This window comes from Sphingomonas jatrophae (assembly GCF_900113315.1).
GTDB lineage: Bacteria > Pseudomonadota > Alphaproteobacteria > Sphingomonadales > Sphingomonadaceae > Sphingomonas_P > Sphingomonas_P jatrophae.
In genome coordinates, this window is sequence record NZ_FOZG01000001.1 from 1,450,041 (window position 1) to 1,465,661 (window position 15,621).

Genomic DNA, 15,621 nt, shown 5'->3' on the forward strand with positions numbered 1-15,621 from the left:
CGCTTCCATGCCGGCGCCCCAGCCTCTAGGCGCAGCGCCATGGATGTCGTCGACCTTGCCAGCCGCCTGATCGCCTGCCCCTCCGTCACGCCTGAAGACGGCGGTGCACTCGGCGTGCTTGCGTCGGCGCTCGAGAGCATCGGCTTCTCGGTCGAGCGCTTCACCAGCGGCGGGCCGCCGGACGGGCCGATCGAGAACCTGCTGGCGGTGCGCGGGTCGGGCGCACCGCACTTCGCCTTTGCCGGGCACAGCGATGTGGTGCCGCCGGGTGACGGCTGGGCGAGCGATCCGTTCGCGCCGACGATCCATGGCGAGCTGCTGCACGGGCGCGGGGCGGTCGACATGAAGGGTGCGCTCGCCGCCTTCGTCGCCGCCGCAGCGCGAGTGCCCGAGCATCAGGGGATGCTCAGCCTTGTCATAACGGGCGACGAGGAAGGGCCGGCAACGCACGGCACGGTCGCGCTGATCGAGCGCATGCGCGCGCGCGGGCTGGTGCCCGATCTATGCCTGGTCGGTGAGCCGACCTCGGAGGCGCGGCTGGGCGATACGATCAAGATCGGGCGGCGCGGATCGGTCAATCTGTGGATCGAGGTGCCGGGCACGCAGGGCCATGTGGCCTATCCTCACCTCGCCGATAATCCGGCGACGCGGCTGGTGGCGGCGCTGGCGGAGCTTTCGGCGTGGGAGATCGACCGCGGCACGGACTGGTTCCAGCCGTCCAACCTCGAGATCACCGACATTGCGATCGGCAATCCGGCGACGAACATCATCCCCGGCGCGGCGCGGGCGCGGCTGAACATCCGCTTCAACGATCTTCAGCGCGGCGCCGATCTGGCGGCGCATGTCGAGGCGGTGGTCCGGCACCACGCACCGCGCGCCAGCGTGCGTGCCCAGGTTTCGGGCGAGGCGTTCCTGACGCCGCCGGGCGCGCTGTCGCAGATGGTGAGCGATGCTGTCGAGGCGGCGACGGGCAGTGCGCCGAAACTCTCCACCTCGGGCGGCACGTCCGATGCACGCTTTCTGGTCGCCTTGTGCCCGGTGGTGGAGCTCGGCCTGGTCAACGCGACGATGCACAAGCTGGATGAGGCGGTGGCGCTGCCCGACCTGCATGCGCTGGTCGATATCTACGAAGGCGTGATCCGCCGCGCGCTGGGGTGAACGCGGCCTAGCTGCGCCTCAGCACGACATAGAAGGCACCCGCCCCGCCGTGACGCGGGTGGGCAGCGCGGATCGCGGCAATGCGCGAGGCGAAGCGCGAGGCGGCGAGCCAGTGGCCGACTTCGCGACGGATCGCGCCCCGCCCCGGCCCCGGCCGATCCTTGCCCGCGACGATCACCACCAGCCGATCCCCTGCCGCCACCGCGCGGCCGAGTGCCTCTTCCAGCAGCAGATGCGCGGACGCGAGCGTGTGGCCGTGCAGGTCGATGATCCGGTCGGGCGCTGCCATGCCGCGCGCAAGGCGCCGATCCCAGGACGCATCGAGCGTATTTGCAGTGCGCGCTGCCGGGCGGGCGGGAAGCGCCGGCGCAGGCTGCCGCACGGGCAGACGTGGCGGCACAGGAGTTTGAGATGGCGGCGGGACCGGCTCGGGCGCGGCTGGCATCTCGCTTGGGCGAAGCGGCAGCACGTCGGCAACGACACGGCGCCACAGCGCCGTTTCGTCAGCGCTGAGGCGGCGTGCCGGCATCGAGATCGGCGGGCAGCGTGAACGGCAGGCTGGGTGCGGCCGCGGGCTGGACGGGCCCGAGCCGCGCGATGGTGCCGATCGGCAGCAACAGCCAGGCCGCGCCCCTGCCCGACATGCCGCCGGCCACGCGCCGCGCCTCTGCGCCCGAACCCCAATAGGTATCGAAGCGATTGGCGCCCTTGATCGCGCCGCCGGTATCCTGCGCCACCCACAGGCCCGACGCCTCGAACCGGTCCATGGCGAGGAAGACGGGCGCGCCGAGCGGCACGAAGGACGGATCGGCCGCAACGCTGGTCCGGCCGGTCACCGGTAGCCCGAGCGCGCCGAGCGGCCCTTCCCCGCCCAGTTCGCGGAAGAAGACGAACGACTTGTTCTCGTTCATGATCGAGGCGCCGCCGTCGGGCATGGATTTCAGCTTGGCGACGATTCCCTGCATCGAGGTGGAGTCGCCGGGCTGGAAGATGCCACGATCCTTCATCAGCTTGCCGATGCCGGTATAATCGCGGCCATTCTGCGTATCGTAGCCGACGCGCATGATGCCGCCGTCCGGCAGACGCAGCAGGCCGGATCCCTGCACCTGGAGGAAGAAAACCTCGATCGGATCGGCGCCCCACGCGATCACCGGCGCATGGCTGTTGATGGCGCCCGCCACGATCTGCGCGCGCTCGGGATAGCGGACGAGCTTGCCGCCCGTCACCTGTCCGCGGATCCGGCGCCCCTTCAGGTCGTCGGCGAAGAGGCCGAGATCGACCTCGACCAGATCGTCCGGGCGGCCATAGATCGGCACCTCGTAACCGGCACGCCGCTCACGGGCGCCGGCGATCTCGGGCTCGTAATAGCCGGTCGCGAAGGCGCGGCCGTCTCCGATCACCGCCGCCTCGAAATAGCGGGCGAAGAAGCCCGCGGAGGGGCCGGTCCACCCCGTCGCGGCGGTGCAGGCAGGCTGCCAGTCCGCCCCGCGGGTGAGCCCCGAGCGATCGCTGCGGCGGATGAGCGAGGGACAGGTCAGGCGAAATGCCGCCAGAGCCGAGCGGGCCTCCGCCTCCTCGATGCCGAGCGAAGTGACCGGCGGCCCGGGACGTATGCCCTGCTGGGCCGCTGTGGTGCCGCTCGCGGCGGGAGCAAGCGGTGCAGGCGCGGGAGGCAGCACGCGATTGGGCGAACGGGCCGGCCCGGGCGTGCGGCTGGTCACGGCAAGCGGGCGGGTGGCTGGCTTGTGCTCCGCCGTCGGCGCGCGGCTGTCCGGCACGGCCGTGCAGGCAGCAAGCGCGAGCGCGGAGCAGAGGCCAGCGAGTAGGCCCGGACTTGCCATGCCTCGCGACACCGGTTGTCTTAGATCCATCGTCATCCCGCTCGTTCCGCGGGATCCACCCGTCTGCGCCTTCATCCGCGGGCGATTATGGCAGCGCCGACGACGGAACAAGCCCGTCGCGACGACGTGCCGCCTAGGCCCGACCACCCCGCCGGGCGACGCGTCACGCCGCCTCGTCGGTCTCGATCAGCAGCCAGTTGGGATCGTCGCTGCGCACATTGCGGCTGAACGTCCACACGTCGTGCGTCGAGACGGCATCCGACAGCGAACCGGCGACGACATGCCCGTCGGCATCGCGCGTCACTGCAGCGATATCGGCATCGAAGCGCACCGTCACCAGCGCGACCGGACCTTGCAGCTGCGCCTGATCGATCACGGCGCGCTCGATCGCGACGAGGCGATTGTCGAGGACATGGCCCGCCGCCTTGCGCTCGGCGATCGCGCCCGCGAAGGCGCCGCGCACCTCGTCATCCACCAAAGGCGCCAGCTCATCCTCGTCGCCGCGCCAAAAGGCCTCGAGGATCATGCGGTAGGCCGCCTCGGCACCCGACAGGAAGCGAGCGACATCGAAGCTCGGATCGGCCGCCACGATCGCGCGCACACCATCGCGCGCACGCGGATCGACCGCGGCATCGGCCGTCGTGCCAGCAGCAGGCGCCGCTTCGGCCACGGGGCGCGACGGCTGGACGGCAACGGGCGCCTCAACCGGTTTGGCGATCGGCTGCTCATGACCCGTACGCCGGCCTAGTACGCTGTAGAGGCGCAAACCGACGAAGAAGAACACAAGCGCCAGGATAATGATCGTTTCCACCGGACCTCCGGGACTCCGCGCACGAGGCGCCAAATGGCTACATAGGCGCGTGCGGCGCGGGTTTCAAATGGGCGGCGGGCCAAGATGGTTCCTCAGCGGGCGTGGCCGCACGGCAGGCGGATCTGCCGCCGTTCGCTGCTTCTGGGTTACCGTGGCGGAAACAATTGAAACGCGGCGGTTTCAAGCTTCGCCGGGCCGCCGCCCTTAACGGCTCCTTAGGCGCGCAGGCGCTAGGCCGCCGGAGACATGGTCGCTGAATTTGCCCTGGCTCTGGTGCTGCTCATCGGCGCGACCGCGTTTCTCGTGCGGCGTGGCTCGCCGCGCTATCCGGTGGTTGGAGCGCCGCACGCAGCGGGACATGCGGCGGGCTCGCCGTTCCTGCCGGGAGACGATGGCGACACCGCCTGCACCGTCTTCGCAGTGTGCGAGATTGACGGGTTCGAGAAGATGCGCCGGCACCTTGGCCCGGCCGCGTCCAATGCGCTCATCCGCTCGATCGCCGAGTCGATCGGGCTCATCCTGCCCGAGGCGTCGCTTGGCCGGCAGAACCGCTCCGCGATCGAGTTCGCCTGGACACCGGAGGAAAGCCAGAACGTGCAGGCCCGCCTCGCCGACCTGCTGGAGCGTTTGCCCCGCACCTACCCGCTTGAGGGATGCGCGCTCGACGTCCGGCCGCGGCTCTGTTTCCTGACCGCCGGCCCAGGCACCGCCAGCGACGAAGCGTTCGACCGGATCGAGGCGGCGCTGGCGCATCCGGCGGCGCGGCACAGCGACCTGATCGAACTGGAGACGACGCCGAATGCAGGTGCACGCAGCGACGTCGCGCTGCTGCGCGATCTGAGCATCGCGATCGCCGAGGACGCGCTCGAACTTCACTATCAGCCCAAGCTCGATTGCCGCGCGGAGACGATCGCATCGGTCGAGGCGCTGCTGCGCTGGACGCACCCGACGTTCGGCGCGATCGCTGCGGACCGGATGATCGCGATGGCGGAGGAATCGGGACTGATCCGGCAGCTGACCCGCTGGGTCATGACGCGGGCGCTGCGCGACGTGGCGGCGCTGGATGCGGCCGGCGTGCCGCTGCCCATCTACGTCAACATTTCGGGCGCGCTGCTGCCCGACGAGCGATTCGCCGCCGACGTGCTGGAGATCACGCGCGGCGCCGAACAGTGGATCGGGCTGGAGATCACCGAGACGGCGGTGATCCACGATCCGGAGCGCGCCCTAGCCAATCTGAACGCCTTCCGCGCCGCCGGGCTGAACATCGCCATCGACGATTATGGCTCCGGCCTGTCATCGCTCGCCTATCTGAAGCAGCTGCCCGCGCAGGAGCTGAAGATCGACCGGCTGTTCATCTCGGGCCTGACGACGACGCATCGCGATCCGCTGCTGGTGCGCTCGTCCATTGACCTTGCGCATGCGCTGGAGATGCAGGTGACGGCGGAGGGGGTCGACAGCCCGATGGCCCTGTCGCTGCTGACGGTCATGGGCTGCGACATGGTGCAGGGCTATCTCGTGTCGCCGCCGCTGCCGCTGGCCGAACTCATCGAGTTTCTGCGGCGCGACAGCCATGTCGCGCATATCGAGAGCGCGGCTCCTGCAATTCTTTTCGCGCGGCGATAGGCACTTGCATCCCTAACGGGAAATTATCTGCACATATCATCAGACTCGTCAGAGTTGTCCGCCTACCCCGATTCCAAGATCAGAATAGGGGCAACAGGGTGGAATCGGGACGGAAGACCGGGGCGCGCATGGCAGCGGCCCTTCTCATCGGCACGTGCCTCGGCGCGCCGGCATTTGCGGGCAAGGTGAAGTCGACGACGGCGGGCACCGTTGCGGGCGGGACGGAGATCAGCCCGCTCTATCGCAACATCAACCCGTTCTACCGGAACATCGGCGCCTTCTGGGGCGACGTGAACCCGTTCTATCGGAACATTGGCGCCTTCTGGGGCGACGTCGATCCCTTCTACCGCAACATCCAGGCATTCTGGGGCGACATCAATCCGCTCTACCGGAACATCGGCGCCTTCGGTCAGATCGTCCCCGAATATCGCAATATCGGCGCCTTCTGGGAACAGACGGGCACACTCTGGACCGGCATAGACAGCAGCTGGTCGGCGCTCGGCGCCTATCAGACCGACAAGTCCGGCTATGTCGCGCTGGCCACACAGCTGACGACGCTGCGCACGCAATCGGAGGCGTTCTTCGGCGCCGCCGTGCTGTCGCAGACGGGCAAGACGTTCGGCGCCGGCTTTGCCGATCCGATGTTCGCGAAATATGGCATCAGCCTGTCCGATCCGGCCTCGCTCGAGACGCTTAGCCCGGAGCGGCGCTCGCAATTCTTCATGGACTGGTATGACGGGCTGATGAACTTCAGCGGCACCGATCATGTCGACCACTGGATGAAGACGGCCAACTGGAAGCCGATCATCACGCAGCAACAGGGATCGGGTGCCGACACCACCATCGGCCTGATCGATTTCCACGTCGCCGGCGACAAGGATCTCCAGTCCAAGACGATCTACAATGGCGGCGTGTCCACCTTCTCGAACGGGCACGGCGCCGCGGTCGGCAGCCTGATCGCGTCCGCGCATGACGGCAAGGGCGTGATGGGCATCGCGCCCAATGTGAAGATCGCTGCCTTCAATCCGTTCGATGCCAGCGGCACGGCGGATTGGCCGGACATCAAGCGCGGCATCGCCGCTGTCGCCGGCAAGGGCGCGTCGGTGATCAACCTGTCGCTCGGCGTTCCCGGCTACACGCTGGAGGCGGACTGGCGCGGCGTTTTCATGGATCCGGCGGTCAAGTCCTTCAAGGACAAGGCGATCTACGTCATCGCCGCGGGCAATGACGGCGTGACGCAGACGCAGAACGTGAACATGAAGGACACGTTCGACAACACGTTCATCATCGTCGGCTCGGTCGATCCGACGGGCAAGATCTCCGAATTCTCGAACCGGCCCGGCAGCGTCTGCCTGCTCGACGACACCGTCTGCAAGGACGATCCGAATAAGAAGATCCAGGATCAGCTGAAGGAAAGCGGCCTGCTGATGCGTCGCTTCATCGTCGCACCTGGCGAGTTGATCCTCGTGTCGGACGACAAGGGCGGCGTCACCCGCATGTCGGGCACCTCCTTCGCCGCGCCGCTCGTCTCGGGTGCGATCGCGCTGATCCACGATCGCTGGCCGTGGCTGAAGCAGCAGCCGCGCGCGGTCGCCGCCGCCATCCTCGGCTCGGCCAAGGATCTGGGCGCACCGGGTATCGATCCGGTCTATGGCGTCGGCATGCTCGACGTGGAGGCGAGCCAATCGCCGCTCAACTTCGAAACGCTGAAATATTACGTCGTCGACGGCACCAAGCAGACCGAGGTCAAGGTCGGCACGCTGGAGACGACCGGCATCCAGTCCACCTGGGAAACCAAGAACCTCTATTTTTCCGCGTTCGAGGAATTGCCCGGCGCCAAGCGCGACTTCCTCATCCCGCTGTCCAGCCGTCTGGTCGGCACGATGCAGGGCGGGCAATATTTCCAGAGCTATGTCTATGATCGCATGGTCAGCTGGCTTGGCGGCGGCACCAGCGGCTATCGCGGCTTCAGCGATGTCGGTGGCACCGGCGTGAACGTCACCGGGAGCGGATTGCGCATGGGCATGACGATGCGCGTCGCCCATCCCTTCGCCAACCGCTTCGGCGCGGGCCGGGCCAAGCTCTATTCGTCCATGACGGTGGAGGCGCCGGAGGGCGGCGCCAGCTTCACCTTCGGCCGCGGTGACGGTGCCGCGTTCGTCGGCGGGCAATCCGGCTTCGGCATGCGCGCCGATTACGACGCGCAGGTCGGCGGCGTGAACCCGGTGCTCGGCTTCGCGAGCGGCGGCGCGCATGCCAGCGCCAAGGTGCGCGCAGCCGAAGGGCTCGACATCGCGGTCGGCATGACCCGGAGCGACGCGCCGTCCACGATCGACCAGGAGATGATGGTGACCGGGCGCAACCGCGCGCAGCTCGCCCGCCTTGGCAACTACCGGGCGAACGCGGCCAACGTGCGGCTCGATTACAAGATCGACGATGCGATCCTGCTCACGGCGTCGCTGACCCGGCTGAACGAGGCGCGCAGCCTGCTCGGCGTCCGCTCGCTGGAGCCGAGCGACATCGCTGGCGGCACGATCACCGAATCGGCGACGGTCGGCGCCGACGCGCGGCTGACCGATACGCTGTCGCTCACCGCCTCCTTCACCGCCGCGCGCAGCCGCACGTCGGGGGATGCGGCGCTGCGCATCGGATCGGGCGGGCTGCTCGGCACCGCCTATCAGGTGGGGCTGACCAAGCACCGGCTGTTCGGCAAGACGGATCGCCTGCGCCTGTCGGTCGCCCAGCCGCTCCGCGTCGAGCGAGGCACGATCGACTTCAAGACGGTGGCCGTGACCGACCGCCAGACGGGCGAGATCGGCATCGTCACGCAGAGCCTGGGCGTCGCCGGCACGCCGCGCCGCTTCGTCGGCGAGATGCTCTACGGCGCGACCATGTTCGACGGCGCGGTGGACCTGTCGGCCTTCGGCCGGGGTGAGCTGACGGGCTATGAGAGCGGCATCGAGGGGCTGCCGAAATATATCGTCGGCGGCCGCTTCTCGCTCGGTCTGTAAGGTCCGTTTACCAGAGCACAACGCTTCATCCCTAGGCTCCAAGGCTACCTCGCCGCGGAGTTTGGGGATGAAGTCTGTTGCTCGCCTGATCGGGCCCGTGCTGCTGGTCGCGGCCGCCCGGGGCATCGCCGCGGAGGCACCCCGCCCGCCCGCTTTCGAGGCGGGGATCGCCGACGCGAAAGCCGCGATGATCGGCGAACCGGAAAAGGCGCTCCGCTTCGCCCGCGGCGCCGCCCGCGCCGCCGATGCGATCCAGACCCCGGACGCGCGCGCGCTGGCGCTGGCCGAGGCGCAATGGCTGGAGGGTGAGGCGCTGACGCGCGCCAACCAGCCCGACAAAGCCGATCCCGTCATCAACAAGGCGCTTGCCGAGGCCGGCCGCCTGGCGCCCGGCAGCAAGCTGGTCGGCGACCTGATGATGTCCGCCGCGACGATCGACTGGACCACCGGCCGCGTCGGTCAGGCGCTTGCCGGTTTCCAGGAGGCACACCGGCTCTACGGTCAGCTCGGCGAGAAGCGCGGCCAGGCCAAGGCGCTGCAATATATCGGAACCATCTATTTCGACGCACGCGATTACCCGCGCATGCTGCGTTACTACCGGCAGGCGGAGGAGACCTATTCGGGCGATCCCTCGCTCACCGTCTCAGCGCTCAACAATCAGGGCGACGCGCTGAAGGAGATGCGCCGCTTCCCCGAGGCTATCGCGCTGTATCGCCGCGCGCTGAAGGTGGCGCACGAGCTTGGGCCGACGCTGGAAGTGCGCATCCTCACCAACATGGCTTCGGCCGAATATCTGGCGGGGCGCCTGAGGGCGGCGGACGCCACCGCGGATCGCGGGCTCGCCATGGCTTCGCGCGAGGAGACCGGCTGGGAGCCGTTCCTGTGGGGCGTGAAGGCGCAGGCGGCCTGGGGGCGCGGCGATCTCGCCTCTGCTCAGCGCTTCATCGAGCGGGCGTTCGCCGGTCAGCCGCTCGAGCGCACCACCGTCCAGTATCGCGACTTCCACGATCTCGCCTGGCAGCTTTATCGCCGTCTCGGCGACAAGGATCGCGCGCTCGATCATCTCGCCGCGTTCAAGCGCCTCGACGACGAGATGCGCGAGGCGACCGCGTCCGCCAATTCGGCGCTGAACGCCGCCAAGTTCGACTTCGCCAATCAGGAACTGAGCATCGCCAACCTGAAGGCGGGGCAGCTGCAGCGCGACGTGGCGCTGGAACGCTCCCGCGCACGGCTGCAGAAGATCACCCTGTGGGGCCTTGTCGCCGCATTGGTCGTCGCTCTGGGCGTCGTCGCCGGCAGCCTGTTCTCGCTCTTCTCGATCCGCCGCAGCCGCAACGAGGTGCGCGCCGCCAACGATACGCTGAGCGTGACCAACGTGGCGCTCGAAAAGGCACTGAAGGCCCGCACCGAATTCCTCGCCACCACCAGCCATGAGATCCGCACGCCGCTGAACGGCATCCTCGGCATGACGCAGGTGCTGCTGGCTGATCGCGCGATGGATGCGCAGGTCCGCTCGCGCGTCGAGGTCGTCCATGGCGCGGGCGAGGCGATGCGCGCGCTGGTCGACGATCTGCTCGACGTCGCCAAGATGGAAGCGGGCGAGGCGAGCGCGGTGGAGGAGGATGTCCGCCCCGCCGCCGTACTGCGGGATGCCGTGCGCTTCTGGGGCGGACAGGCTGAGGCGAAGGGCCTCGCGCTGACGCTGGAGATCGCGCCCGACATGCCGCGCGTCATCCGCTCGGACACGGTGCGGCTGCGCCAGATCCTGTTCAATTTGCTGTCCAACGCGGTGAAGTTCACCCCGGCCGGCCACGTCACGGTCGATGCGAAGGTTGAGCCGGACAAGGACGGCGAAGCGCTGGTGCTCCGCGTGATCGATACCGGCATCGGCATCCCCGAGGATCGGTACGATGACATTTTCGAGCCGTTCCGCCAGGTCGATGGCGGCACCAGCCGGCAATATGGCGGCACCGGCCTTGGCCTCGCCATCTGCCGGAACCTCGCTGCTCTGCTGGGTGGATCGGTGACGGTGGACAGCATTGTCGGCGAAGGCTCTACCTTTACGCTGCGCATGCCGCTGCACCGTGTCGCTGCGACAGGCGCGGGCGCCGGGCGGACGATCACCTCGCTGGCCGAGGCCGACCTGCTGATCGTCGATCCCAATCCGTTGACGCAGGGCATGCTCAAGGCGGTGCTCACGCCCGCGCTGGCGCTGGTCGATACAAGCGCCGATGTGGCGGCGGTGGGCGAGCGGCTTGCCGATGCCTGCCCCGACATCGTCCTGATCGAGGCGAGCACGCTCGACATGGCGGCGCTCGCGCCCGGGATCGCAGCCGCGGTCGATGCAGGCGCGAAGGTGGCGGTCATGTTCAAGCCCGACAGCGCGCTGACCGCGGAGGCGATCGCTTCTCAGGGCGCCCTGCCCGTCGCCAAGCCGCTTGCCGCGCCGGCGCTGATCAAGCGCCTGGCTGACCAAGTTGCTGCACCCGCTCAGGAATCGCGGGAAGCGGCATGAACGCCAACTTTTCCTTAATCACGACCTGCAACATCGGTGCGGACAGGCAAGGCGGTCGATAATGCAAGTGCTCTTCGTCGAAGACGATCCGATGAACCGCCGCGTCGTGCGCGACATGCTGAGTGTCGCGGGTGCGGCGATGGAGGAAGCGGAAGATGCCGAAATTGGCCTTCGCATGATCGAACAAGGCGCGTTCAACATCATCCTGATGGACCTGCGTATGCCCGGCATGGACGGGCTGACCGCGATCCGCCACCTCCGCCAGCGCACGGACGACAAGGCGAACCTGCCCGTCATCGTCGTCACCGCCGACACCGCCGCGGACCTGCGCTCGCAATGCCTGGCGAGCGGGGCGGACGACGTGCTGCAGAAGCCGGTGGCGATGAACTCGCTGTTCGATTCGATCGGCCGCATGCTGGCCAAGGCCAGCGAAGAAGGCGCGATGCTGCTCTGAACGGCAGGCTCGCTGCCGATCATTCCGCTCGCAGTGTGACGAAGCGATCGTTGCGTTTGGGCGTCGCGGCGATCAGCCGTTCAGGCACCCGCCCCTGCTCGACCCACGTCTCCAGCGCGCGGCGTATGTCATGCACGGCATCGTCGCGGAAGCTCGGCGCTGCAAGCGACTGGCCGAAGGCGTGCGGCGCCGAGCCACCCTGGCAATGCGCCATTCCCGGCACGACGAACAGCCTCAGCGCGCCGCCAAGCGCGGCCGAACGGGCGCGTAGCTCCGTGAGCCCGACCTCCGGCGGCGTCACCGCATCCGCGTCGCCCACATAGGCGATCACCCGCCCGCCACGACGCGCAAACGGCGCGAGCGATCCGATGGCAAAGGTCTGTCGCAATCGATCTTGGCGCATGGTCGGGAACAGATTGCGCCGCGCCTGAACGGCAAAGGCGCGCTGCGACGGCGGTGATGCGTTGCGCGAGAGGATCCAGCGTGCCCACTCCCCTGCATCGGCCGTGACCAGCGGATAGCCGCTCTGCACGATAGTCATGAGAGCGTGCCGTTGCGGCTTGCTGAGGCAGAGCGGCCCGGCACGGCAGCGGGCGAGCCAGCGCGGATCGGCACGCGCGGCGATGCTCCAGCGGGCGACATCGGCTGCGGTGAAGCGGGCGCCCGGCCGATCGAGGCTGGCGGCGATGGTGGCGAACGCTGCCAGTGTCGCAGGCCAGCGCACGGCCGGTGCGCCGACGATCAGCCCGTCCCACTCCGCCGGCCAGCGCGCGCCCGCGACCAGCGCTTGCCGCCCACCGAAGGAACAGCCCATGAAGTAGCGGCGGCGTGCGGGACGGCCGTAATAAGCGGCGATGATGCGGCGGGCGACCGCGGGTGTGTCACCGATCGAGCGCCAGGCATAATCGAGGATGAGATCGGGGCGCTCCTTCGCCCAGCGCGCATCGAAGCCGCTGCCGGCGTGGCCCGTATCCGTCGCCGCTGCCACGTCGCCGCGCCGCGCCGCCTCGGCCAGAACCGCGCTCGGGATGGTGCCGGCGAACCCGCCATTGCCCATCTGGTAATAACGGCCGCTCCACCGCGCGGCTTCGGGCAGGCGCAGCTCGATCCGGATCGCCGACCGCGGGCGAGGCCGGGCCATCGCACGCACGACGCAGGCGCCATCCTCGATTGCCGCGCTCAGGATCTGCAGCGTCGGCGTGCCCTGCCGCGCCAGCGCCGCACAGGGTGGCGCAGCACCGGCCAAGAGTAGCGCCAGCGCCGCCATCCCCATGTCAGGCGGCCGCGTCCCACGCGAAGCGGAAGGGCGTGGCGGTGGGGTCGACACCGGCCAGCATCATGCCCTGCCCGCGGGAGGCATGGCGATCGTTCAGCTGCACGTCCGCGGGATCACGCAGTTGCACCAGCAAGGTGGTGCGCGCCTCGTCCGAGCGATTGAGCCCCGATCCGTGCGCCAGCAGGTAGGAGAAGACGATCATGTCGCCCGCCTTCGCCGGCAGCGGGGTCGCGCCGGCGAGCGGAAAGCGATCCTTGGCCAGGTGATGGTCGGCGCCGACGGCGGGGAGCGGGCCCAGCGCGTGGCTGCCGGGGTAGACGCGCAGGCAGCCACGCTCCTCCGGCGCATCGTCGAAATGGAAGATCATCGCGATCAGCGAGTGGTCGCGGTGCGGGAAATAAGGATGATCCTGATGCATCGGGAAAGGCGAGCCCTGCTCGGGCGGTTTCACGAACATCTTGGTGTGGTGAAGCTGGACGTTGGGCCCGATGATCGACTGCGCCGTGCCGGTCACGCGCGGATCGAGCAGAAGGCGGGTGAAGGCAGCGGAGCGGAACTGCACGTCGTGGCAGTGGATGAGGCGGGTGGCACCATCCTTCACGCTCTCCCACGTCGCGTCGGTCGGCCCCTGCCCCTCGGCAATGGCGTGAACCTCGGCACGGTAGGCGGCCGCCTCCTCTGGCGAGAACAGGCCGCGCAGGTGGAGGTAACCATCGCGTCGATAAGCATGGATCTGGTCCGGGGTGAGCATCGTCATCGGCAAGGCTCCTTCGGTGCAACAGTCGCGCAGCGGGCGCGCCGCCGCCATTGGCAAAAGCGAACCTTGTGGTAGAAAATCATGCATGACACCGCTCGATTGGCCGCTGGCGACGGTGCCGCGCATTCATGTCGCCGGGCGGTTTCCGCTGGCTGACCGCGCGTTCGGCACCAGCTACCGCAGTGTCACGCACGCGCTCCATCTGCACCATTATGCCGGCCGCATGCGGCTGGCCGGCGGAGAGATCGAGCTGGCGGACGGAGACGTGACGCTGAGCCCGGCGGGGCTCGTCTCGGCCTATGACCTGACGGCCGGCGGGCATCACTGGTGCGTCCACTTCACCGTGGCGGACGCTGCGGCGGACAGCTGCGCCCTGCTGCTGCACCGTGCGCTCGGGGCTGCGGCGCTGGCGTTTCGCGAGCGACTGGCGCATGTCGCCGCGCTGCATGCGCGGGGCGATCCGCTGGCCGCCGCGCAGGCCGGACTGGCGCTGCAACAGGCTCTGCTGTGGCTGGCGGACAGCGCGGGACAGGCCAGCCCGAGCGCCGCGGAGCAGGCCGCCGCGATCATCGACGCGCGTTTCGACGAACCGCTCACCCCCGCGGCGATCGCCCGGGCGGTCGATCGCTCGCCCGCACATCTCGCCCGCGCGTTCCGCGCACGGTTCGGCACGACGATGCCGCACCGGCTGCTGCTGCGGCGCGCCGAACATGCGCGCTACCTGCTGGAATCGACCGATCTGCCGGTGTGGCGCGTCGCCGAGCGCGTCGGCATCCCCGACGCGCAGCACTTCAACAAGACGCTCCGCCGCCTGCTCGGCGCCAGTCCCAGGGCGATCCGGGCGGGTGGTATGGGTGCGAAGGTCGATCCCGACCGCTGACGCGATCAGCGGCGCCTTACCGCGCGTTCCACGCCAGCCAGATCGCCGCGGTCCACGAGAAATCGTCGCCGCCGCTGCCGGTGCCGTCGATCGGGCTGAACGCCTCGTAGAAGCCGTTGCGCGCGATCAGGTCCAGCGTGTCCTGCCGCACCTTGGCGGCCGAGCCGGCGTGACCTGCCTCGGCCAGGCCGGTGCCGATCATCCAGTTGACCACCGCCCACACCGGCCCGCGCCAATAGCGGATCATCTGGAAGCCGGGATCGTCCGGATCGAGGCTGGGCATCAGATGCGCCACGCGCCCGGCGATCCGCTCGAGATGGGCGAGCATCGCCGCATCCTTTGCCGGATCACTGACACCCGCATAGAAGCTGAGGAACGACGCGCTGGTGACGAAGCCCGAGTGACGGCCGGTGAGCAGATCGCGCGAGCACCACGTGCCCTTCGCCTCATCCCACAACCAGCCGATGCCGGCCTCCGCCCGCGCGATCAGGCCGCGCAGTTCCTCGGCGTCGGCGCCCCGGCCGAGCGCCTCGGCGAGCGCCAGCAGATCGCGATTGGCGCGCAGCAGCATCATCGACATGCCGACATCGGCGACGCGGAACGGGTTGGTCGCCGCGATCCTGGCATGATCCCAGCCCTGCGCACGGCCATATTGGACGAGCGCCAGATAGCGATCATATTCCAGCTTGGTCGGCCGCATCTTGGCATCGAGATGGCCGGTGTCGCGGCGGACATAGTCACCGACATTGGTGATATCGATCGGCTCGCCCGGCGCATCCCACTCCGGCGAGTTGTCGCGCCCCGTCTCCCACGGATGCAGCGCCACGACGATGCCGCGCCCTTCCGGATCGCGATTGCGCGCGAACCAGCGATGCCACTCCAGCAGCTTCGGGAACAAGGCGGCGGCGCGCGAACGATAGGTGTCCGCCTCACCCGCGGCCACGGCGCTATCCCACAGTTGCCGCAGCATCGTTGCCGCGACCGGTGGCTGCGTGATGCCCGACGTCATCGGCGTGCGATCAGTGCCCCAGACGGCAGGCCCGGGAAAATAACCGGGATCGTCCTTCCAGAAGACGATGTGCGGCACGAAACCGTCCTCCCACTGTGCGCTGAACAGCGATTCGATCTCCGCCCACGCGCGATCCCGGTCGAACGTGTCGAAGCCCATCGCGACGAACGCCGAATCCCAGTTCCACTGGAACGGATAGACCCGGCCGTTCGGCACGGTGTAGCCGCCGCGATCATTGGCGCGCAGGATCGCGCGGGCGGCTTCGTTCAGATCGTCCGTCATGCCG

12 protein-coding genes are annotated in these 15,621 nt (G+C 68.7%); 6 read left to right on the plus strand and 6 right to left on the minus strand.

What is annotated here, in order from left to right; all coding sequences use genetic code 11:
* Positions 1-39 precede the first annotated feature (39 nt).
* A complete protein-coding gene (dapE, locus tag BM360_RS06920) occupies positions 40-1,158 on the plus strand; it encodes a succinyl-diaminopimelate desuccinylase (RefSeq protein ID WP_093312749.1) in 1,119 nt (372 codons plus the stop codon).
* A gap of 7 nt (positions 1,159-1,165) precedes the next feature.
* Here dapE and BM360_RS20065 read toward each other — a convergent pair whose 3' ends face one another.
* From BM360_RS20065 to BM360_RS06935, 3 genes are all read right to left on the minus strand, one after another.
* Positions 1,166-1,447: a Smr/MutS family protein gene (locus tag BM360_RS20065; RefSeq protein ID WP_341350582.1), complete on the minus strand. Its 282-nt coding sequence runs from the start codon at positions 1,445-1,447 to the stop codon at positions 1,166-1,168.
* 214 nt (positions 1,448-1,661) lie between these two features.
* Complete coding sequence (mltA, locus tag BM360_RS06930) at positions 1,662-2,999, minus strand: murein transglycosylase A (RefSeq protein WP_093312754.1); 1,338 nt, start codon at positions 2,997-2,999, stop codon at positions 1,662-1,664.
* 163 nt (positions 3,000-3,162) lie between these two features.
* On the minus strand, positions 3,163-3,810 hold the full coding sequence (locus BM360_RS06935; protein ID WP_093312757.1) for a Tim44/TimA family putative adaptor protein: 648 nt from the start codon (positions 3,808-3,810) through the stop codon (positions 3,163-3,165).
* Between the two features lie 246 nt (positions 3,811-4,056).
* On the opposite strand from BM360_RS06935, the gene BM360_RS06940 reads away from it, so the two are divergent.
* The 4 genes from BM360_RS06940 (at position 4,057) to BM360_RS06955 (ending at position 11,413) form a co-directional block, all read left to right on the plus strand.
* Positions 4,057-5,433, plus strand: a complete 1,377-nt coding sequence (locus BM360_RS06940) for an EAL domain-containing protein (RefSeq protein ID WP_093312759.1) — start codon at positions 4,057-4,059, stop codon at positions 5,431-5,433.
* Positions 5,434-5,561: 128 nt separating this feature from the next.
* On the plus strand, positions 5,562-8,444 hold the full coding sequence (locus BM360_RS06945) for a S8 family serine peptidase (RefSeq protein ID WP_131819207.1): 2,883 nt from the start codon (positions 5,562-5,564) through the stop codon (positions 8,442-8,444).
* Positions 8,445-8,511: 67 nt separating this feature from the next.
* Positions 8,512-10,959, plus strand: a complete 2,448-nt coding sequence (locus BM360_RS06950) for a tetratricopeptide repeat-containing sensor histidine kinase (protein WP_106407384.1) — start codon at positions 8,512-8,514, stop codon at positions 10,957-10,959.
* A gap of 61 nt (positions 10,960-11,020) precedes the next feature.
* Positions 11,021-11,413 (plus strand): response regulator, encoded by a 393-nt coding sequence (locus tag BM360_RS06955; protein WP_093312765.1) that lies wholly within the window; start codon positions 11,021-11,023, stop codon positions 11,411-11,413.
* A gap of 19 nt (positions 11,414-11,432) precedes the next feature.
* Here the strand turns inward: BM360_RS06955 and BM360_RS06960 are convergent, their stop codons facing one another.
* Entirely contained in the window at positions 11,433-12,659 is a 1,227-nt protein-coding gene (locus BM360_RS06960) for a tannase/feruloyl esterase family alpha/beta hydrolase (RefSeq protein ID WP_165611220.1), read from the minus strand.
* A gap of 28 nt (positions 12,660-12,687) precedes the next feature.
* Entirely contained in the window at positions 12,688-13,446 is a 759-nt protein-coding gene (locus BM360_RS06965) for a phytanoyl-CoA dioxygenase family protein (protein ID WP_207544536.1), read from the minus strand.
* Between the two features lie 85 nt (positions 13,447-13,531).
* On the opposite strand from BM360_RS06965, the gene BM360_RS19750 reads away from it, so the two are divergent.
* On the plus strand, positions 13,532-14,326 hold the full coding sequence (locus BM360_RS19750) for a helix-turn-helix transcriptional regulator (protein WP_093312769.1): 795 nt from the start codon (positions 13,532-13,534) through the stop codon (positions 14,324-14,326).
* 16 nt (positions 14,327-14,342) lie between these two features.
* On the opposite strand, the gene BM360_RS06975 is transcribed toward BM360_RS19750, so the two are convergent.
* Complete coding sequence (locus BM360_RS06975) at positions 14,343-15,617, minus strand: MGH1-like glycoside hydrolase domain-containing protein (RefSeq protein ID WP_093312771.1); 1,275 nt, start codon at positions 15,615-15,617, stop codon at positions 14,343-14,345.
* Between the last annotated feature and the right edge of the window lie 4 nt (positions 15,618-15,621).